16 protein-coding genes and 1 pseudogene are annotated in these 19,758 nt (G+C 72.7%); 3 read left to right on the top strand and 14 right to left on the bottom strand.

Annotated elements, in window-relative coordinates:
- Positions 1-105: 105 nt before the first annotated feature.
- The 12 genes from ppc to infC form a co-directional block, all read right to left on the bottom strand.
- Positions 106-2,865, bottom strand: coding sequence for a phosphoenolpyruvate carboxylase (gene ppc / locus LTT61_RS27485; protein WP_233016906.1), 2,760 nt, complete (start codon positions 2,863-2,865; stop codon positions 106-108).
- Positions 2,866-2,947: 82 nt separating this feature from the next.
- Positions 2,948-4,066: an AAA family ATPase gene (locus LTT61_RS27480; RefSeq protein ID WP_233021227.1), complete on the bottom strand. Its 1,119-nt coding sequence runs from the start codon at positions 4,064-4,066 to the stop codon at positions 2,948-2,950.
- 108 nt (positions 4,067-4,174) lie between these two features.
- Positions 4,175-5,200 carry a hypothetical protein gene (locus tag LTT61_RS27475; protein ID WP_233016905.1) on the bottom strand — a complete coding sequence of 342 codons (1,026 nt, stop codon included), beginning with the start codon at positions 5,198-5,200 and terminating at the stop codon, positions 4,175-4,177.
- A 34-nt stretch (positions 5,201-5,234) separates the two neighbouring features.
- Positions 5,235-5,741 carry a hypothetical protein gene (locus LTT61_RS27470; protein ID WP_233016904.1) on the bottom strand — a complete coding sequence of 169 codons (507 nt, stop codon included), beginning with the start codon at positions 5,739-5,741 and terminating at the stop codon, positions 5,235-5,237.
- Positions 5,742-5,750: 9 nt separating this feature from the next.
- Positions 5,751-6,551: an alpha/beta hydrolase gene (locus LTT61_RS27465; protein ID WP_233016903.1), complete on the bottom strand. Its 801-nt coding sequence runs from the start codon at positions 6,549-6,551 to the stop codon at positions 5,751-5,753.
- Positions 6,548-6,829: a DUF427 domain-containing protein gene (locus LTT61_RS27460; RefSeq protein ID WP_233016902.1), complete on the bottom strand. Its 282-nt coding sequence runs from the start codon at positions 6,827-6,829 to the stop codon at positions 6,548-6,550. The genes LTT61_RS27465 and LTT61_RS27460 overlap by 4 nt, the downstream gene beginning before the upstream one ends.
- Positions 6,830-6,860: 31 nt before the next feature.
- A complete protein-coding gene (gene pheT / locus LTT61_RS27455; protein ID WP_233016901.1) occupies positions 6,861-9,362 on the bottom strand; it encodes a phenylalanine--tRNA ligase subunit beta in 2,502 nt (833 codons plus the stop codon).
- Between the two features lie 30 nt (positions 9,363-9,392).
- Positions 9,393-10,451, bottom strand: a complete 1,059-nt coding sequence (gene pheS / locus LTT61_RS27450; RefSeq protein ID WP_233016900.1) for a phenylalanine--tRNA ligase subunit alpha — start codon at positions 10,449-10,451, stop codon at positions 9,393-9,395.
- An 82-nt stretch (positions 10,452-10,533) separates the two neighbouring features.
- On the bottom strand, positions 10,534-11,340 hold the full coding sequence (locus LTT61_RS27445) for a TrmH family RNA methyltransferase (protein ID WP_233016899.1): 807 nt from the start codon (positions 11,338-11,340) through the stop codon (positions 10,534-10,536).
- Positions 11,341-11,419: 79 nt separating this feature from the next.
- Positions 11,420-11,800 (bottom strand): 50S ribosomal protein L20, encoded by a 381-nt coding sequence (rplT, locus tag LTT61_RS27440; protein ID WP_233016898.1) that lies wholly within the window; start codon positions 11,798-11,800, stop codon positions 11,420-11,422.
- Positions 11,801-11,915: 115 nt separating this feature from the next.
- Positions 11,916-12,110 carry a 50S ribosomal protein L35 gene (gene rpmI, locus LTT61_RS27435; protein WP_233016897.1) on the bottom strand — a complete coding sequence of 65 codons (195 nt, stop codon included), beginning with the start codon at positions 12,108-12,110 and terminating at the stop codon, positions 11,916-11,918.
- Positions 12,111-12,165: 55 nt separating this feature from the next.
- The gene (gene infC / locus LTT61_RS27430; protein ID WP_233021226.1) at positions 12,166-12,840 is read right to left on the bottom strand and encodes a translation initiation factor IF-3; all 675 of its coding nucleotides are present in this window, start codon (positions 12,838-12,840) and stop codon (positions 12,166-12,168) included.
- A gap of 318 nt (positions 12,841-13,158) precedes the next feature.
- Between infC and LTT61_RS27425 the strand changes: the two genes are divergently transcribed.
- Positions 13,159-13,656 (top strand): DinB family protein, encoded by a 498-nt coding sequence (locus tag LTT61_RS27425; protein WP_233016896.1) that lies wholly within the window; start codon positions 13,159-13,161, stop codon positions 13,654-13,656.
- A gap of 5 nt (positions 13,657-13,661) precedes the next feature.
- Positions 13,662-14,039, top strand: coding sequence for a DUF1844 domain-containing protein (locus LTT61_RS27420; protein WP_233016895.1), 378 nt, complete (start codon positions 13,662-13,664; stop codon positions 14,037-14,039).
- 803 nt (positions 14,040-14,842) lie between these two features.
- Here LTT61_RS27420 and uvrA read toward each other — a convergent pair.
- Positions 14,843-17,761, bottom strand: a pseudogene (gene uvrA, locus LTT61_RS27415) (excinuclease ABC subunit UvrA); the annotation flags it as partial.
- Positions 17,762-17,981: 220 nt separating this feature from the next.
- Between uvrA and LTT61_RS27410 the strand changes: the two are divergent.
- Positions 17,982-18,614, top strand: a complete 633-nt coding sequence (locus LTT61_RS27410; protein WP_233016894.1) for a response regulator — start codon at positions 17,982-17,984, stop codon at positions 18,612-18,614.
- Positions 18,615-18,687: 73 nt separating this feature from the next.
- On the opposite strand, the gene LTT61_RS27405 is transcribed toward LTT61_RS27410, so the two are convergent.
- Positions 18,688-19,566 carry a sigma 54 modulation/S30EA ribosomal C-terminal domain-containing protein gene (locus LTT61_RS27405; protein WP_233016893.1) on the bottom strand — a complete coding sequence of 293 codons (879 nt, stop codon included), beginning with the start codon at positions 19,564-19,566 and terminating at the stop codon, positions 18,688-18,690.
- Between the last annotated feature and the right edge of the window lie 192 nt (positions 19,567-19,758).

The following is a 19,758-nucleotide window of genomic DNA, read 5'->3' as shown; positions in this document are numbered from 1 at the left end:
CCATCGGGCTGCAGTCGTGGTGGCCTACCGACAGCTGCCTCCGCTGCTCGGGGGCGGGCGGCTCGGATGACCGCCGCCGCAGCCCCCCGCGCCCCGGACTCGGCCCTACCCCGAGTTCCGCAACGCCGTCGCCAGCCCGTTCATGGTGAGCAGAATCCCCCGCTTGACCAGCTCCTGATCGTCCCCCGCACGCAACCGGCGCAGCAACTCCACCTGCATCTGGTTCAGCGGCTCCAGGTACGGGAACCGGTTGTGGATCGACTCCGCCAGCGAGGCGTTGTCGGAGAGCAGCTGGTCGTGCCCGGTGACGGCGGCGTGCATGCGGATGGTGCGGGCGTGCTCGTCCCGGATCATGCCGAAGATGCGGTCGCGCAGCGCCACGTCCTCGACCAGCTCCGCGTACCGCTCGGCGATGGCGAGATCGCTCTTGGCGAGCACCTGGGCGAGGTTGGAGAGCACGGTGCGGAAGAACGGCCAGCGCCGGTAGAGGTCGGTGAGGACGGCGAGCCGGTCCGGGTCACCGGCCACCCACTCCTCGAGCGCGGTGCCGGTGCCGTACCAGCCGGGCAGCATGACCCTGGACTGGCTCCAGGCCATCACCCACGGGATCGCGCGCAGGTCGGAGACCGAGCTGGTGGGTTTGCGCGAGGCCGGGCGGCTGCCGATGTTCAGGTCGCCGACCTCGGCGACGGGGGTGGACTGCCGGAAGTACTCCACGAACCCGGGCTCGTCGTGCACCAGCGCGGCGTAGGCGGCGCGGGCGCGGGCGGCCAGGTCGTCCATGAGCTCGTAGGAGGGTTCGGCGGCGGGGCCGAGGCCCTCGACGTCGAGCAGCGTGGACTCCAGCGTGCCCGCGATGAGCGACTCCAGATTGCGGTGCGCCGCAGAGGGTTCCGCGTACTTGGCGGCGATCACCTCGCCCTGCTCGGTGAGGCGGAGCGCGCCGCGCACGGCGCCGGCGGGCTGGGCCAGGATGGCGTCGTAGCTGCGCCCGCCGCCGCGGCCGACGGTGCCGCCGCGGCCGTGGAAGAGCCGCAGCTTGATCCCGGTCTCGCGGGCCACCTCGACCAGCTCCAGCTCGGCCCGGTAGAGCGCCCAGTTGGCGGCGAGGTAGCCGCCGTCCTTGTTGGAGTCGGAGTAGCCGAGCATGACCTCCTGGCGCATCCCGGCGCTCGCCACCAGCTCCCGGTACACGGGGACCTCCAGTGCCGCGGCCAGGGTCGTGGCGCCCGCGGCCAGATCCTCGATGGTCTCGAAGAGCGGAACGATGCCGACCGAGCAGGACGGGCCGCCCGGGTCGAGAATGCCCGCCTCCTTGAGCAGCAGCGCCGCCTCCAGCATGTCGCTCACCGAGGTGCACATGCTGATGACGTAGTTCGGCACCGCCTCGGCGCCGAAGGTCGCGATCACCTCGGCGGCCGCGCAGGCGATGCCGAGCTCCTGGGTGGTCTTCTCGCTCAGCGCGGCGTGCGGGCCGAGCAGCGGCCTGCGGGTGCGGAGCTCGGCGGCGAGCAGCGCGACCCGCTCGTCCTCCGGCAGGCTCGCGTAGTCGGCGTGCACGCCGGCCCAGGCCAGGATCTCGGCCACCACCTGCTCGTGCACCTCGGAGTTCTGCCGCATGTCCAGGCTCTGCAGGTGGAAGCCGAAGGTCTCCAGGGCGAAGCGGAGCGCGGCTAGCCGGTCGTCGGCGAGCAGGCCGTCGCCGGCGGCGCGCATGGATTCGTCGACCGCGTCGAGGTCGTCCAGCGCCTGCTGCGGGGTGTCGTACGGCTCGGCGCCCGCATCCGAGCCGTGCACCGGCGCGGCGCCGAGCGCGCGCACCGCGGTGGCGGTCAGCCGGTTCCGGATGGCGTGCAGCGCACGGCGGTACGGCTCGTCGGCGTGCGTCTCCGGCTCCGGGTAGCCGGCCGCGGCCAGCCCGGCCACGCGCTCGGAGACCGGGACCAGCCGGGCCGACTGGGCCAGCACCTTCTCCAGCTCGGCCAGCTCGCGCAGGTACCGCTCGAAGGCGACGCTCGCGGCCTGCCCGGCGGCGGTGCGCACCACGTCGGCGGTGACGAACGGGTTGCCGTCGCGGTCGCCGCCGATCCAGGAGCCGGGCCGCAGGATCGGCCGCGGGAGCAGCTCGACGCCGGGCCACCGGGTCCGCAGCGCGGCCCTGACCTCGGCGTTGATCGCCGGGATGACGTCGAAGAGGGTGAGTTCGTAGTAACGCAGCCCGACCGCGATCTCGTCCTGGATCCGCAGCCGCGCCAGCCGGATCAGCGCGGTGCGCCAGAGCGCGAGCACCTGCCGCCTGATGTCGAGTTCCAGCGCGGCGCGCTCCCGCTCACCCTCGGCGAAGCGGCCGCGCTGCCGCATCAGCTCGGTGATCCTGGCCTGGCCGTCGAAGACGGTGCGCCGCCTGGTCTCGGTCGGGTGCGCGGTGATCACCGGGGCGACGAGGGCGTCGGAGAGCAGGTCGGCGACGGTCTCGCCGTCCAGCGCGGCGGCGTCCAGCTTGCGGTAGGTGGCGGCCAGCGAGGAGTCCTGCGGCGGCTCACCCGCGCCGATGTGCACGGCGCGGCGGCGGTCGCGCTGCAGATCCTCGGCCAGGTTGGCGAGCAGCACGAAGTAGCTGAAGGCGCGGATCAGCGGGATCGCCACCGCCACGTCGACCCCGCGCAGCATCTCCGCGACGGCGCTGCGGCCCACCTCCTCGCGGCGGATCCGGAACGCCTCCTTGCGCACCCGCTCGATGAGGTCGAAGACCTCCGGCCCCTCGTGGTCCCGGATCGTGTCGCCGAGCACCTCGCCGAGGAAGCGGATGTCGTCGCGCAGCGGCCGGATGGCCTCGGGTTCGGTCTCGATCCTCGGGTCGCTCATACGCCGAGACTATTGCGGCGGCGGCCGCCCCGATATGCGACGCGGCGCACATCGGGGGGAATTCACACGCTGGTCACGCCGATCAGCGCATGGGCCAGGCCCACGGTGGCTCATCGAGCAAACCCTGGCCTGCCAGGTAGGTGCGGCCGTCGTCCTTGCGCAGCTCCAGCACCGAGGCCCGCTCCTCCCGCGCGAAGGCGGTGAGCAGCGCCGGGGCGTGCGTCACCACGATCACCTGGGTGTGCGCCGACGCGGTGACGATGAGATCGGCGAGCGCGCTCATGAGCTCGGGGTGCAGGCTGGTCTCCGGCTCGTCCAGCACCAGCAGCTCCGGTGGCCGCGGGGTGAGCAGCGCGGCCACCACCAGCAGGTAGCGCAGGGTGCCGTCGGAGAGTTCGGCGGCCTCCAGCGGGCGGCGCAGCCCGGGCTGGTGCAGCCGCACGGTGAACCGGCCCGCGTGCGCGGCCACCTCGACCCGGCTGCCGGGGAAGGCCTTGTCGACGGCGGCGTCCAGCTCGACCGCGTCGCCGATCTCCCTGATGGTCTGCAGCGCGGCGGCCAGGTCGGCGCCGTCGTGGCCGAGCCGGACCGTGCGGGTGCCGATCTGCGGGGCCCGCGCGGGGGCGCCCGCGTCGGTGCGCAGCCGGTCGTAGAAGCGCCAGCCGCGCACCCGGTCGCGCACGCTGAGCAGGTCGGGGGCGCGGCTCGGGTCGGAGAGCTCGCCGAGCATGCTGTCGAAGGAGCGCAGTGTGTGCGGCACGGTGTTCCAGCGCCTGCCCGTGCGCACCCGGACCACCGGGCCCGCCCGCTCGGTGAGCACCGTTGCCGGGCGCAGCATCGGCCCGGACCACACCGCCTCCGCCTTGATCTCCGGGTCGCGGTCGAACAGGGAGTCGGCGGGCGCCGGGATGCCGAGGTCGGCGGCGTAGCCGAAGTCGTCCGCGGCGAAGCCGACGCGCAGCGCCACCGGGGTGCCGTCCGCGGGGCGCCCCGGCCCGGCCCAGAGCGTGGAGTCCAGCCCGCCCTCCCTGGCCAGCGCCGCAACCGCGCCGTTGCTGGCGAACTCGGCGAGCAGCCGGAGCACCCGGTACAGGCTCGATTTGCCGCTGCCGTTCGCCCCGGTGACCGCGGTGAGCGGGGTCAGCGGCACGATGAGGTGACGCAGGGACCGGTAGTTCTCGACGGCGAGGACGGTGAGCACGTCGGCCACCGTAGCCCGATCCACGGCGGCAGCGGCGCGTAAGTCCCGGCGACACGCCCAGCGGTTCGGCGCGCCGAAAGGCGGGAGACCGGGCGGTTTTTCGCCTGGTCAGCCCGCTCCGAGGATGGCGAGCACCGGCTCGGAAAGGTAGAAGGGCTCCAGCCGCTCGCGGATCAGCCCGGCCAGCACCCCGTCCGCCTTGGCCCGCTCGATCACCGCGGGGCCGTAGCGCAGGATCTCGGTGCGCAGGTCGTCGCCGGTGAGCCCGAGCTCGGGCAGCAGCGCGGCGAGCGTGAACTCGCCGTACTTGCCGAGGAAGACGTCGACGCACTCGTCCAGCAGCAGCCCGAAGTACGGCTTCTCCCTGGTGGTCACCGCGATCTCGTAGCTGAGCAGCACCAGGTCGCGCAGATCCTGCTTGGTCAGGTACTCGCGCAGCCCGTTGACCGGCTCCCCGGCGTGCAGATCCCAGAACTCCATGGCGGCGCTGTGCACCGGGGCGTCGCGCAGCACCTCGCGGATGGCGTTGTTGGTGCGCTCGAGGGCGAAGCGCGCGCCCCTGTCCGCCATGTCGCTGAGGAAGGCGTTGTCGGCGGCGGCCTTCCGCGCCCGGTTGGCGGCCGACTGCCCCAGCGAGACCAGCGAGCCGACGCCGGGGATCTTCTCCGCGCGCTGCCGGTTGGCCTGCATGAAGTCGTCGATCAGCTTGTCCACGAATTTCGAGGCGACGGTGGCGACCAGCGGGCTCTCGGTGAGCCTGCTCAGGATCCGCTCCTGCGCCTGGTGCATGCCGAGGATCTTCGCCAGCAGCGCCTCGACCGGCTGCCGCTCGACCACCTCGCCGAGCGTGTACTCGTCGTTCTCCGCGATGTGGGTGTAGATCGAGTCGGCGAAGACGCCGGACATGTCGGCGAAGACGGGGCTGCCGCCGATCAGCTCGACCACGGTCGCCACGGTCTGCTTGGCCTGCTCCGGGGCGACGACATCGCGGACCAGGATGGTCTCGGCGACGCCGAGCACGGCCCCGACGTCGCGGGCGACGACCTCGGCGAAGCGGTCGCCGGTCACCTCCGCGAGCAGGAAGTCGACCTGGGCGTCGAGGAGTCGTTCGGCGATCTCGCGCGGCTCGGGCATGTTCTCCACTCTCGTGTCGCCGAGCCGGCGGGTGTCACGGCCCGGTGGATTCGTCGCGCATCGACTTCCGGATCTTGTCGAGGCGGTCGCGGGCCGCATCCTCGCGCGCCTGCCACTGTTCTTCGACGCCGCGCCCGGCAGTGGTCTCGCGTTCGAGCTCCTCCCGGCCCTGGGCGGTGCCGAAGCGCTGCTCGACCTTATCGCGAACGGAGTCGAATGTCGGCACGCCGGAGGCGGTATAGCCGCCGGTCGGCGGCGCAGCGGACATACCCGGCGGCGGTACCGGTACCGGCGGTACCGCAAACCCGTCGCCGACCTGCTGCGATCCGGGCGCCCGCTGCGGGGCGGTACCGGTACCCGGCCGCGGGGTGTCCGGAATCACAACCGCGTCGAGCGGCGCGCCGGAGGTGGCCTGCTCGGCGAGCGCGGCGTGCACCCGTGCGAAGGTCGGCCGCTGCGCGGTGGCGGCACGGAGTACGGCGAGCAGTTCGTCGTCCGGGAGCGCGGCGAGCAGCGCACCGATTCCGGCTGAGTCGGTCATGCCACCAGGCTACGGAGTCCGGCCGAGCCCGCACTCCGCGCGCGCCCACTCGGCGATCAGCCCGGCCCAGCGGCGGCCGGCGCCCATGATGAGGTCGTTGTGGCCGCAGCCGGGGAAGATCTCCAGGCGCTTGGGGTCGGGGGCGGCGGTGTAGAGCCTGCGGGAGTGCTCGACGGGGAGCAGTTCGTCCCGGTCGCCGTGCATGAGCAGCAGCGGGATGCGCAGGTCGCCGATGCGGCGCAGGGTCGGGTAGGCGTCCGGCACCAGCGGGGCCGGGATCACCGGGAAGACCGAGCGGGCCGCGGCGCGCAGCCCGGTGAAGGTGGACATGAGCACCGCACCGGCGGGCGGGTGCGCCGCCGCGAGCTCGGTGACCACCGCCCCGCCGAGCGATTTCCCCAGGTAGACGACGCGCTCCGGATCGACCCCCGGGCGGGCGAGCAGCGCCGCGCGGGCGGCGCGGGCGTCCAGGTAGGTGCCGCGCTCACTGGGCCGCCCGGTACTGCGGCCGTACCCGCGGTAGTCGAAGGAGAGCACGTCGAACCCGGCCGCGGTGAGCAGCGCGAAGATCGGCAGCCGATCACCGATGTTGCCGGCGTTGCCGTGCGCGAAGAGGATGTGCCCGATCGGCTCGCGGGCAGGCAGCCACCAGGCGTGCAGCGTCTCCCCGTCCGCGGTGCGCGGCGCGAGCTCGGTGAAGTCGAGCCCGAGCAGGTCGGGGGTCCAGGCGATCTCCCTGGTCGGGTGGTAGGTGAGCGCGTGCATCACCGCGTTCGCCGGGTGCCGCGCCGCGCGCACCGCGAGCGTCATCCGGTGATCTCGACGCCGCGCCAGAAGGCCACCCGGTCCCTGATCTCCTCGGCCTTCGGCTTCGGGTCCGGGTAGTACCAGGCGGCGTCGGGGTTGCGCGCGCCGTCGACGGTCACCGTGTAGTACGACGCGGTGCCCTTCCACGGGCACACGCTGTGCTTGTCGCTGTCGCCGAAGTAGGCCCGGTTCAGCGACGACGCCGGGAAGTAGTGGTTGCCCTCCACCACGACGGTCTCGTCGCTCTCGGCCAGGACCGCGCCGTTCCATTCCGCTCGCATGATGCGCCTTTCGCCGGGGACTCCCCCGACGTTACCCGCGCAGCTCCGCGCCGACGGCGCTCGCCGCGGCGGCCACCGCGGCATCGCGGGCGGCGCTCGCCTCGTCCTCGGTGAGGGTGCGGTCCGGCGCGCGGAAGCGGAGCGCGTAGGTGAGCGAGCGGCGGTCGGCGCCTGCCTGCGCGCCCTCGTAGACGTCGAAGAGCGCGATCTCCTCCAGCAGCGTGCCGCCGCCGTCGCGCAGCGCCGCCTCGACGGTGGCGGCAGGCACCGAGCGGGCGACTGTCACCGAAACGTCCTGCAGGACCGCGGGGAACGGCGAGACCACGGGCACCGGGCGGGTGTCGCGCAGCGGGATGGCGTCCAGGTCGAGCTCGAGCGCGCAGGTGCGGGCGGGCAGCCCGGCCCGCTCCAGCACCGCCGGGTGCAGCTCGCCCGCGTACCCGACGACGGCGCCGTCGACGACCAGCTCGGCGCAGCGCCCCGGGTGCCAGGGCAGCTGCGCGGCCGGGCGCCGCTCGATCCGGACCCCAGCCGCGTCGCCGACCGCGTCGGCCAGCGCGAAGGCATCGGCGGCCTCGGCCTGCCTGCCCGGCCCCCACGGCCCGCGCGGCTCGCGACGGCCGCTGAGCACCGCGCCGACGTGCACCGGCTGCGCGGGCAGCGAGTCGAGCAGCTCGGCGATCTGCTCCGACGAGGGCCTGCGGTCGACCGGAAGCGCCGCGACCGGACGGACGTTCGGCCCGGGCAGCACCACCTGGGCGATGCCGTAGAGCGCGAGGTCCCGCGCGCCCCGGGAGATATTGCGCGCGGCCACCTCGAGCAGCCCGGGCAGCAGCGTGCTGGCGAGTTCGGGGCGCTCGGCGTCGAGCGGGTTCAGCACCCGGGTGGTGGTCCGCCGCGGGTCGTCGTCGTCCAGCCCCCACACGTCGAACACCCCGGCGGGCAGGAAGACCGGCGGCGGCACCTCGACGCAGCCGGCGAAGGCGAGCGCCCGGCTCACCGCGCGGCGGCGGCGCTGCGCGGGGGTCAGCCCGCGCCCGGCAGGCGCGGTCGGCACGACCGACGGGATCTGCTCGAGCCCCTCCAGTCGCAGCACCTCCTCGACCAGGTCGGCGGGCTGGGCCAGGTCCGGCCGCCAGCTCGGCGGGGTGACCAGCAGCTGGCCGTGCCCGACCTCGCTCACCGCGACCTCGACGGTGCAGCCGATCTGCGCCAGCCTGCGCGCGGCGGTGCCGGTCGGGTAGGTGACGCCGGCGACGCGATCGGGCAGGTCGATGTCCATGGCGATGGCGGGCGCGGGCTCGACCGGCACCCGGATGTCGCTGAGCACGTCCCCGACGACGCCGCCCGCGATCTCGGCGAGCAGCGCGGCGGCACGGTCCAGCGCGACCACGTTGAGCTCCGGGTCGACCACCCGCTCGTACCGCTTGCCCGCCTCGGAGACCAGCTTGTGCCTGCGCGCGGTCCGGTAGATGAGCAGCGGGTTCCAGGTGGCGGCCTCCAGCAGCACGTCGGTGGTGCCGTCGTTCACCTCGGTGCTCGCGCCGCCCATGACGCCGGCCAGCGAGACCACGCCGGACTCGTCGGCGATCACCACGTCCTCCGGGTCGAGGGTGCGCTCGACGTCGTCCAGGGTGCGCAGCCGCTCCCCCGGCCGCGCCTGCCGCACCACCAGCTCGCCGCTGACCGCGGCGGCGTCGAAGGCGTGCAGCGGCTGGCCGAGCTCGAGCATGACGTAGTTGGTGACGTCCACCGCGGGCGAGATCGGCCGCACGCCGGAGAGCAGCAGCCTGCGCTGCAGCCACCAGGGCGACACCGCCTTCGGGTCGATCCCGGTGACCCGGCGGGCCGCGAAGCGGGTGCACTTCGACTCCGGCTGCAGCGTGATCGGCCACGCGGGCGCGGCCGAATCCGGCAGTGTGCGGACCGCCGGGTCGGCGTACTCCAGGTCGAAGCCGCAGGCCAGCTCGCGGGAGAGGCCGCGCACCGAGAAGCAGTAGCCGCGGTCCGGGGTGATGTTCAGCTCGATGACGGTGTCGTCCAGCCCGAGCAGTTCGTTGGCGTCGGTGCCGGGGGCGGCGGTGCCGGGCTCCAGCACCAGGATGCCGGAGTGGTCCTTGCCGATCCCGAGCTCGGCGACCGAGCAGATCATGCCGTGCGAGGTGTGGCCGTAGGTCTTGCGCGAGCTGATCCGGAACCCGCCGGGCAGCGTCGCGCCCGGCAGCACGACGACGACCAGGTCGCCGACGGCGAAATTCCGCGCGCCGCAGATGATCTCCTGCGGCTCCGGGTTGCCGACGTCGACCCGGCAGAACCGGATCGGCTTCTTGAACTCGGTGAGCTCGGTGATCTCCAGCACCCGGCCGACCACGAGCGGATGCTCGATGTCACCGGTCACCCGCTGGAGCCGGTCGACCTCCTCGACCTCCAGCCCCACCCGGACGAATCCCGCGTCGAGCTCCTCCGGCGTCACCGACCACTCCGGGACGGTGCGGGCGATGATCTCGGTCAGCCAGGACTGCGCTACTCGCACGTGACGTGTCGCTCTCTCGTATCGGAAGGGTCAGGACCGGACGCCGAAGGGCAGGGTGAACCGCACGTCGCCCTCGACGATGTCGCGCATGTCGGGAATCCCGTTGCGGAACTGCAGGGTTCGCTCCAGCCCCATGCCGAAGGCGAAGCCGCTGTACTCCTCCGGGTCGATCCCGCTCGCGATCAGCACCTTCGGGTTCACCATGCCGCAGCCGCCCCACTCGACCCAGCCCGCGCCGCCCTTCTTGTCCGGGAACCAGACGTCGACCTCGGCAGAGGGCTCGGTGAAGGGGAAGTAGTTGGGGCGCATGCGGGTGCGCGTCTCCGGGCCGAAGAGCGCGCGGGCGAAGGCGTCGAGGGTGCCGCGCAGGTGCCCCATGGTCAGCCCCCGGTCCACCGCCAGCCCCTCCACCTGGGAGAAGACCGGGGTGTGCGTGGCGTCCAGCTCGTCGGTGCGGAAGGTGCGGCCCGGGCAGACCACGTAGATCGGCAGCTCGCGCTCCAGCAGCGAGCGCACCTGCACCGGCGAGGTGTGCGTGCGCAGCACCTGGCGCGACCCCTCAGGGGCGATGTGGAAGGTGTCCTGCATGGTGCGCGCGGGGTGGTCGGGCAGGAAGTTCAGCGCGTCGAAGTTGAAGTGCTCGGTCTCCACCTCCGGCCCCTCGGCGACCTCCCAGCCCATGGCGACGAAGACGTCGGCGATCTGCTCGGAGATCACGGTGATCGGGTGCCTGGCGCCCGCGGCCGCGCGCCGGGCGGGCAGCGTGACGTCGATGGCCTCGGCGACCAGCACGGCGGCATCGCGCTCGGCGAGCAGCGCGGCGCGGCGGGCGTCGAAGGCGTCGGAGACCCGGGTGCGGGCGGCGTTGACCCGCTTGCCCGCCTCCTTCTTCTCCTCGCGGGGGATGGTGCCGAGCGCGCGCTGGGCCAGCGCCAGCGGCGCCTTGCCACCGAGGTGCTCGGTCTTGGCGACGGCCAGAGCGTCCAGATCCGCCGCGGCGGCGAACGCCTTCTCGGCGGCAGCCGCGGCCGCGGCCAGTGCCTCCTCGGTCAGCGCGGTGCCCTGCTCGGCGGCGGTGTCGTCGGCCACGGTAGCTCGTCTCTCCCTGCGGTCGGGTGCGGAATTGTCCCGGTCGAATCGTATTCGATGGGCCGTGCGGGCTTCACCCGCATTACCCGGCGTGCCTGACCCGCGAGCTCGCGTACAGGCAGATCGCCGCGGCGGCGGCCAGGTTCAGGCTCTCGGCGCGGCCGCGGATCGGGATGCGCACCCGGTGGTCGGCGCGCTCGGCGAGCTCCGGCGCCAGCCCGTGCGCCTCGTTGCCGAAGAGCCAGGCGACCGGGCCTGCCAGCACCGGGTCGGCGTCGTCCAGGTCGAGTTCGCCGCGGGCGGTGGTGGCGAGCAGGGTGACGCCCGCGGCGCTCAGCGCGTCCAGCGCGGCGGCGGCGGCGCGCTCCCGAGCCACCGGGACGTGGAACAGGCTGCCCGCGCTGGCCCGCACGCACTTGCCGTTGTGCGGGTCGACGGTGTCGCCGGCGAGCACGACGCCGTCCACCCCGACCGCGTCGGCCACCCGGATCAGCGTGCCCGCGTTGCCCGGCTCGGCGATCTCGACCGGCACCGCGAACAACGCGGGCGCGGCGGCGCGGGTCAGCAATTCGTCGAGCGGGATGTCGAGCAGGTCGCAGACCGCGACCAGCCCCGGCGCGGTGACCGTCTCCCCGAGATGCTGCGCCGCCCGCTCGCTCACCGGCGTGGTGCGGACGCCGTCCGCCGCCGCCCCGGCGACCAGCGCGTGCTCGCGCTCGGCGGCGCCCGCCGAGTAGAACAGCTCGCGCACCCGCCCGGTCTCCAGCGCGGCGGCCACCGCATTGGCCCCCTCGGCGAGGAACGAACCGGTCTTGCGGCGCTGCGCCGAACGGTGCAGTTTGGCGGCCGCGACGACGCGCGGGTTCCGCGGCTCCAGCGGCTCAGCCACGGGCGCGGCCCGACGCGGAAACGACCCGCGGGATGCGTCCCGCGGGTCGTTCCGGAAGTACGTGGTTCAACGCGTGCCGTCAGGCGGCGGGGGCGTTGACATCCTCGGGCAGCGCCGCCTTGGCGAGCACGACCAGACCGGCGAACGCCTCGGCGTCCGACACCGCGAGCTCGGCCAGGATCTTGCGGTCCACCTCGATACCGGCGGCCTTCAGGCCCTGGATGAACCGGTTGTAGGTGATGTCGTTGAGCCGGGCGGCGGCATTGATGCGCGCGATCCACAGCTTGCGGAAGTCACCCTTGCGCGCCCGGCGGTCCCGGTAGGCGTAGGCGAGCGAGTGCAGCTGCTGTTCCTTGGCCTTGCGGTACAGCCGGGACCGCTGGCCCCGGTAGCCCTTGGAGGCCTCGAGGATGGAACGGCGCTTCTTCTGAGCGTTGACGGCCCTCTTGACGCGTGCCACTGATCGATTCCTGTTCGAGGTTCGTGGGCGCGGCGAGGCACCCTGGTTCGATAGATTCTGGCGTCCGGGTCAGCGGACGCGGGGTCGCGCGGGCTCGCACCCGCGCCGGAGCACGTCAGATACCGAGCAGCCGCTTGACGCGGGGGACATCGGCCACGGAGACCGACTCGACGCCGTCCAGACGACGAGTCCGGCGGCTCGACTTGTGCTCGAGCAGGTGGCGACGGTTCGCCTGCTGGCGCAGCAGCTTGCCCCGGCCGGACACCTTGAATCGCTTCGAGGCGCCGCTGTGGCTCTTCATCTTCGGCATGAGTGTCCTCAATCTGTGTGCCGGCGGCCCGTGGGCCGCCGAGTGCTTGTTCGTCCTACTGCGGCGCGGTCGTTTCGGCCGACGCCGGCGCGGGGGCCGGTTCCGGTGCGGGGCCGGACCGGGGGCGCGGCGCCGCGTCCTGCTGCGCCTTCACCCGGGTCTTCGCGCCCTTGTGCGGGGCGAGAACCATCGTCATGTTGCGGCCGTCCTGCTTGGCCGAGGTCTCCACGAAACCCAGCTCGGCGACGTCGGATCCGAGCCGCTGCAGCAATCGGAAGCCGAGTTCGGGCCTGGACTGCTCGCGGCCGCGGAACATGATCGTCACCTTGACCTTGGACCCGGCCTCGAGGAAGCGGACAACGTTGCGCTTCTTGGTCTCGTAGTCGTGGTCGTCGATCTTGGGGCGGAGCTTCTGCTCCTTGATGACGGTCTGGACCTGGTTCTTCCGGGACTCGCGCGCCTTCTGCGCCGTCTCGTACTTGAACTTGCCGTAGTCCATGATCTTGCAGACCGGCGGACGGGCATCCGGGGCCACCTCGACCAGGTCGAGATCGGCTTCGAGAGCGACGCGTAGCGCATCTTCAACACGCACGATCCCAACCTGCTCGCCGCTGGGCCCGATGAGCCGGACTTCGGGAACTCGGATGCGATCGTTGATGCGGGTCTCAGTGCTGATGGGGCCTCCTAGGTCAAGCGGTGTCGTCGACGACCGCGTGCAGGTAACCCCGATATCAACGCGAAAGCCCCGGCCCGGTATTTCACCGGCCGAGGCCCGAGTCGACCGATCACCACGAAACCCGGGTGCCACTGAGCACACAGGAATCCGGCCCTGGCGGGCGGGTGACCGGACCGCGTACCGGACACGAGGTCGGCGGCGGTGGGAGTCGGGCTCCACTTGCGACCCCGGACGGAGAGTGAGCATGCGGATGGCATGCTTACCACCGACCAGGGCGGTCGTCGCGAACAACTCTAGCAGTTATGCGCCCCGGCTCCCAATCGCCCCTTATTCGCTTGCGGGCGACGGCTCCGCGCTGGGACCGTTCCGCCCGTGACCGACCTGCTGCGCTGGCAATTCGACCTCACCTGGTCGCTCGCCACCATCCACCTCGACGATCTCACCGCCGACGACGCGCTGTGGGAGCCTGGTCCGCTGGTCTGGACCGTGCGCCCGGACGCCTCCGGCGCGTGGCGCCCGGACTGGGCGGAGACCGAGCCGTCCCCGATCCCGGTGCCGACCATCGGCTGGCTCACCTGGCACATCGACTGGTGGTGGTCGGGCGCGCTGGCCACCGCGCGCGGCACGGCGGCGCCGGGGCCGGGCGACGTCCCGTGGGCGGGCAGCGCCGCCGCCGCGGTGGCCCGGCTGCGCACCCTGCGCACCGAGTGGCTCGCCCTGCTGGAGACGCTCAGCCCGGACGAGCTGGCAAAACCCGCGGGCGCGTGGCCCTCGGTGGCCCACCTGGTGGCCTGGGTGAACGCCGAACTCATGAAGAACGTCGCGGAGCTCGGGCAGCTCCGGCTGCTCCGGCGGGGATCGCTAGCCTGAACGCCATGACCGACCAGCCCGAATTCGCCGCCGTCACCGAGACCGCCGCGCCCCCCGAACCGGATGTGCGCGAGCTGGCCGATATTCCGGCGGTGGAGGTGATCAGCCGGGCCGCCGTGATGCTGATGAGCTCGGCCGCGGAGAAGCTGGGGCTGGCCGACGAGGATCCGGATGCCAGCCCGCGGCGCGATCTGGACGAGGCGCGGCGGGTGATCACCGCGCTGGCCGGGCTGGTCACGGCCTCGATCGAGTACCTGGGGCCGCACGCGGGGCCGATCAGGGACGGGCTGCAGTCGCTGCAGCGGGCCTTCCGGGAGAGCTCGGCGCACCCGGACGCGCCGGGCACCGGGCCGGGCGAGAAGTACACCGGGCCGGTGCACTGAGCACCGCGGGCAGTGCGCGACCGGGCGGAGCGGCCGATGGGCGGCTCCGCCCGGTGCGGTTCACAGCCCCGGCGGGGTTACCGAGATGGACGAGCCCGTGGCGATGACCTGGGCGAGGGCAGCGAAGATGCCCGCGATCCCGGCACTTCCGGTATCCATGTATTCGTAGTCCTTTCGACGGACGCGCTCAGGCGCCGGTGCCGGGGTTGTAGTTGAGCGATGAGCCGGTGCTCAGGGCCGCTAGCACCGCAGCGACCAGCGCCGCGATATCGACGCCTTCCATGTGAATTCCTCTCTGGCGGAAGCTGTTCCGAGTCGTGCCGCCGCCGCGCCGGCGATCGGGAACGACTCGGATCGAACGAGTGCCGCTGCTGTCCTGGACACGTTCCGGACGCGGCGCCGCCGATCTTACATACGACCGTTTCAGATCGGGCCGGAATCTGGACGTTCGACCGAATAGCGTCGACAACGGCGCGAAAAGCGGGCCGCCCGAGATCGGACGGCCCGCTTTTCCGGCTCGGTCAGCGCAGGGCGGCCGCCTTGCGGGAGAGCCGCTTGGCGGTGGCCGCCGCCCGCTGCGCCGGCTCGGATTCCGCCGCCGTCTTCTCGGCGGGCGCCTTCCGCGGAGTCGCCTTCCGCGCAGTTGCCTTCCGCGCGGTCGCCTCCGCCGGAGCAGCGTCACCGCGAGCCGCCTTCGCCGGAGCAGCATCACCTCGAGCCGCCTTCGCCGGAGCAGCCTTCGCACCACGCTCGCCGGCGGGCGCGGCCGCCGTGGCCGCCTCCGCCGCTACGACCTCCGGCGCGGCGGCAACCGCCTTGCGCGCCCGCGACTTGCGCACCGGCGCCGCGCCGGCCCCGCGCCGCGCGGCGGCGGCCAGCGCCTCCCGCAGGAACCCGCCGGTGTAACTGCCGTCGACCCCGGCCACCTCCTCCGGCGTGCCCTCGGCGACGACCATGCCGCCCCCGGAGCCGCCCTCCGGCCCCATGTCGATGACCCAGTCGGCGGTCTTGACCACGTCCAGGTTGTGCTCGATGACGATGACCGTGTTTCCCTTGTCCACCAGCCCGTTGATCACGATGAGCAGCTTGCGGATGTCCTCGAAGTGCAGCCCGGTGGTCGGCTCGTCGAGGATGTAGGCGGTGCGCCCGTTCGAGCGCTTCTGCAGCTCGGCGGCGAGCTTGACGCGCTGCGCCTCGCCGCCGGAGAGCGTCGGCGCGCTCTGCCCCAGCCGGACGTACCCGAGCCCGACGTCGACCAGCGTCTTCAGGTACCGGTGGATCGAGGTGACCGGCTCGAAGAACTCGGCCGCGACCTCGATCGGCATGTCGAGCACCTCGGCGATGGTCTTGCCCTTGTAGTGCACCTCCAGCGTCTCCCGGTTGTACCGGGCGCCGTGGCACACCTCGCACGGGACGTAGACGTCGGGCAGGAAGTTCATCTCGATCTTGAGCGTGCCGTCACCGGAGCAGGCCTCGCAGCGCCCGCCCTTGACGTTGAAGGAGAACCGCCCCGGCTGGTAGCCGCGCACCTTCGCCTCGGTGGTGGCCGCGAAGAGCGTGCGGATCTTGTCGAAGACGCCGGTGTAGGTGGCCGGGTTGGAGCGCGGGGTGCGGCCGATCGGCGACTGGTCGACCTGCACCAGCTTGTCCAGGTGGTCGAGCCCGGTGATCCTGGTGTGCCTGCCGGGCACCTGGCGCGCGCCGTTCAGCTTGTTCTGCAGCACGGTGGCCAGGATGTCGTTCACCAGGGTGGACTTGCCGGAGCCGGAGACGCCGGTGACGGCGGTGAGCACGCCGAGCGGGAAGTGCACGTCGATCCCGCGCAGGTTGTGCTCGGTCGCGCCGACCACGGTGAGCCTGCGCTTGCGGTCGATCGGCCTGCGCACCAGCGGCAGCGCGATGCTCTCCCGGCCGGCGAGGTAGGCGCCGGTGAGCGAGGTCTCGTTGCTCAGCAGCTCCCTGTAGGTGCCGCTGTGCACCACCCGGCCGCCGTGCTCGCCCGCCATCGGGCCGATGTCGACCACCCAGTCCGAGGCTCGGATGGTGTCCTCGTCGTGCTCCACCACGATCAGGGTGTTGCCGAGGTCGCGCAGCCGGGTGAGCGTCTCGATCAGCTTGCGGTTGTCCCGCTGGTGCAGCCCGATCGATGGCTCGTCCAGCACGTACAACACGCCGACCAGCCCGGAGCCGATCTGGGTGGCGAGCCGGATGCGCTGCGCCTCGCCACCGGAGAGCGTGGCCGCGGCGCGGGAGAGGCTCAGGTACTCCAGCCCGACGTCGAGCAGGAACCCGAGCCTGGCCTGCACCTCCTTGACGATCTGCCCGGCGATGGCGGCCTGCCGCTCGCCGAGGGTGAGCCCGTTCAGGAAGGCCGCGCAGTCGCCGATCGACAGGTCGCTGACCTCGGCGATCGAGCGCCGCTCCGAGCCGGAGGCGATGGTCACCGCGAGGATCTCCGGGCGCAGCCTGCTGCCGCGGCACACCGGGCACGGGATGTCCCGCATGTACCCCTCGTAGTGCTCCTTCATCTGCTCGGACTCGGTGTTCTCCATGCGCCGCTGCAGGAAGGGCATGACACCCTCGAAGTCGGCGTAGTAGGAGCGCTTGCGGCCGTAGCGGTTGGTGTAGGAGACGTGCACCTGGTCGGTGCTGCCCTCCAGCACGGCCTTGCGCGCCTTGACCGGCAGGTTCTTCCACGGCGTCCGGATGGAGAAGCCGTTCGCCTCGGCGAGGCCGGCGAGCAACCGGGTGAAGTACTCCGCCGACTGCCCGCGCGACCACGGCGCGATGGCGCCGTCGGCCAGGCTCAGCTCCGGGTCGGGGACCACCAGCTCCGGGTCGACCTCCTTGCGAATGCCGAGGCCGGTGCAGTCCGGGCAGGCGCCGTACGGCGAGTTGAAGGAGAAGGAGCGCGGCTCCAGGTCCTCGATGTCGAGCGGGTGGCCGTTCGGGCAGGCCAGCCGCTCGGAGAAGCGGCGCTCGCGGTCGTGCGCGTGCTCGTCGCGGTCGACGAAATCGAGCACGACGATGCCGTCGGCCAGCCGCAGCGCGGTCTCGATCGAGTCGGTGAGCCGCTGCTTGGCGTTGCCCTTGACCGCGAGCCGGTCGATCACCACCTCGACGTCGTGCTTCTCCTGCTTCTTCAGCTTCGGCGGGTCGGTGAGCGGATACACGACGCCGTCCACCCGGACCCGCGAGTAGCCCTGGCTGTTCAGCTGGTCGAAGAGGTCGACGAACTCGCCCTTGCGAGTGCGCACCACCGGGGCGAGCACCTGGAAGCGCAGCCCCGCGTCCATGGCGAGCACCTGGTCGACGATCTGCTGCGGGGACTGCTTGGCGATCAGCTCGTGGCAGACCGGGCAGTGCGGGGTGCCCGCCCGCGCGTAGAGCAGCCGCAGGTAGTCGTAGACCTCGGTGATGGTGCCGACGGTCGAGCGGGGGTTGCGGTTCGTCGACTTCTGATCGATCGACACCGCGGGGGAGAGCCCCTCGATGAAGTCCACGTCCGGCTTGTCCATCTGGCCGAGGAACTGCCGCGCGTACGCCGACAGCGACTCCACGTAGCGCCGCTGGCCCTCGGCGAAGATGGTGTCGAAGGCGAGGCTGGACTTGCCGGAGCCGGAGAGCCCGGTGAACACGATCAAGCTGTCCCTGGGCAGATCGAGGTCGACCCCCTTCAGGTTGTGCTCCCGAGCTCCGCGAACGGTGAGGCGTTCCGCCACCAGAAGTCCCTTCTCGATCGTGTTCCGACGTGCACAGCTGTCCCCGGCGGCGATGCTAGAGGCGACCACCGACAAGTAGCGGCCGCGAGGTCGGGGCGGGGGCTAAGGTGGGGTCGCAGAACACGACGACCGCGGCCGCCGGGGTGCAGGCGCCGCACGTATTCGTCGTCCAGCATACGGACGCGGCGCCGCGTCGGCGGCGGGCGGAGCGGAGGGCGGGATGCTCGGGGTGTTCCTGGTCGACGACCACGAGATCGTCCGGCGGGGGCTGGTGGATCTACTGCAGAGCGATCCGGAGCTGACCGTCGTCGGTCAGGCCGGTACCGTCGCGGCCGCGCTGTCCGGGGTGCGCGCGGTGCACCCCGACGTCGCGGTGCTGGATGTGCGGCTGCCGGACGGCAACGGCATCGAGCTCTGCCGCGACCTGCTCGCCGAGCACGACGGGCTGCGCTGCCTCATCCTCACCTCGTTCAGCGACGAGCACGCCATGCTGGACGCGGTGCTGGCCGGGGCGGGCGGGTATGTGGTGAAGAACATCAAGGGGATGGAGCTGGCCGAGGCGATCAAGCAGGTCGGCGCCGGGCGCTCGCTGCTCGGCGCGCGCTCGGCGGAGACGCTGGAGGCGCGGCTGCGGCACACCAGCGGGGCCGCCACCCTGGAGCGCCTCACCGAACAGGAGCGGCGGCTGCTCGCGCTGCTCGGCGAGGGGCTCACGAACCGGCAGATCGCCGCGCGCATGTTCCTCGCCGAGAAGACGGTGAAGAACTACGTCTCCCGGCTGCTCGCCAAACTCGGCATGGAGCGCCGCACCCAGGCGGCTGTGCTCGCCAGCAAGCTGGACTCCGGCGCCTGAGCCAGGTCCCGCGTGGCCGGGCGGCGCGGCGACGCCACCCGGCCCGCGGACCGGCCATCCGAACCCTGCGCGATCAACCCGCGGTGGCGGGCGTGACCAGCGTCAGGTCACCGTCGTAGCGGCGGTAGAGCAGGGCGCCGCGGCCGGTGGCGGTGTCGGTGAAGAACAGGAACGGCAGGCCGGCGCGGCAGAGCCGATGCGCGGCGGCGGCCTTGGTCAGCACCGGCGCCGGCTCGGTGCTCGTGCGCACGGTGAGCGCCCCGACCTGCAGCGGCCCGGTCATCGGGGACGGCGCGGGGCGGGTGCAGCGCTGCCGGATGAGCCCGGCCCCGACCCCGTCCACCCAGTGCACGACCGCGTCCTCCCCGGTCTCGGCGTCCACGAAGAGATACGCCTCGTAATCCATGGCGTCCAGGATGGCCGCCGCCTCGGCGACGGTGCCGTCCAGCAGCAGGCACTGCTTGCCGCGCACGATCGGCCGGACCGCGGTGACCGCGGTGAGCGGCGGCCTGGCCGGATCCGGCCAGGCCCGCGCCTCCCCGGAGGCGGCACGGGCCAACCTGCGGTCCAGCCGCTCGGCGGCGAAGGTCACCGCGAAGCCGCGCGGGCCGGTGACCTGCACCCGGGTCGGCAGGTCGCGCAGGCACAGGTTGGCCTGCACCAGCGTCGGCTCGCCGGGGCGGGCGGGCGCCGTCACCCTGACCCTGGTGGTGGCGTCGAGCCGGTGCCTGCGCAGCACCCGCCCGATGGCGCGCACCGCCCTGGTCACCTCGGCGGGCTCCACCTCGCCCGAGGTGGTCACCGCGAGCACCGGATCACCGGCGGTCGTCCACTGCTGCACGGCCCGCTCCGGCGCGGGCGTGCCGCGGATCCGGCCCGCCGCCACCGGACGGCGGCGCATCGCCACCGACCGCGGCGCGGACGACCGGCCCACTCGCTTCGACGAATCCATCTGCCACACCCCACTTCCGATTCGTTCCCGCTGACCATGGAACAGCCGCCCACCGCACCGGACCAGGGTCGAAAGTCCTCTGTCACCGGCCCGGGCGTGCGACACGGCCCCGCGCGCGGCCTGCGCACCACCCCGGCGTTCTAAACTGGACCCGCGCGGCCGGTGCCGCGCGCCAGGGGTTTTCGAGTTCGG

The sequence above is a fragment of the Nocardia asteroides genome (genome assembly GCF_021183625.1).
Taxonomy (GTDB): domain Bacteria; phylum Actinomycetota; class Actinomycetes; order Mycobacteriales; family Mycobacteriaceae; genus Nocardia; species Nocardia asteroides_A.
This window is presented reverse-complemented; position numbering and strand designations above follow the sequence as displayed.

Coding starts and splice junctions, on each gene's coding strand:
- LTT61_RS27470 (WP_233016904.1), bottom strand. CDS start 5,741: ATGACCGACTCAGCCGGAATCGGTGCGCTGCTCGCCGCGCTCCCGGAC.
- LTT61_RS27420 (WP_233016895.1), top strand. CDS start 13,662: ATGACCGACCAGCCCGAATTCGCCGCCGTCACCGAGACCGCCGCGCCC.
- LTT61_RS27460 (WP_233016902.1), bottom strand. CDS start 6,829: ATGCGAGCGGAATGGAACGGCGCGGTCCTGGCCGAGAGCGACGAGACC.
- LTT61_RS27405 (WP_233016893.1), bottom strand. CDS start 19,566: ATGGATTCGTCGAAGCGAGTGGGCCGGTCGTCCGCGCCGCGGTCGGTG.
- rpmI (WP_233016897.1), bottom strand. CDS start 12,110: ATGCCGAAGATGAAGAGCCACAGCGGCGCCTCGAAGCGATTCAAGGTG.
- LTT61_RS27475 (WP_233016905.1), bottom strand. CDS start 5,200: ATGCCCGAGCCGCGCGAGATCGCCGAACGACTCCTCGACGCCCAGGTC.
- LTT61_RS27410 (WP_233016894.1), top strand. CDS start 17,982: ATGCTCGGGGTGTTCCTGGTCGACGACCACGAGATCGTCCGGCGGGGG.
- ppc (WP_233016906.1), bottom strand. CDS start 2,865: ATGAGCGACCCGAGGATCGAGACCGAACCCGAGGCCATCCGGCCGCTG.
- LTT61_RS27465 (WP_233016903.1), bottom strand. CDS start 6,551: ATGACGCTCGCGGTGCGCGCGGCGCGGCACCCGGCGAACGCGGTGATG.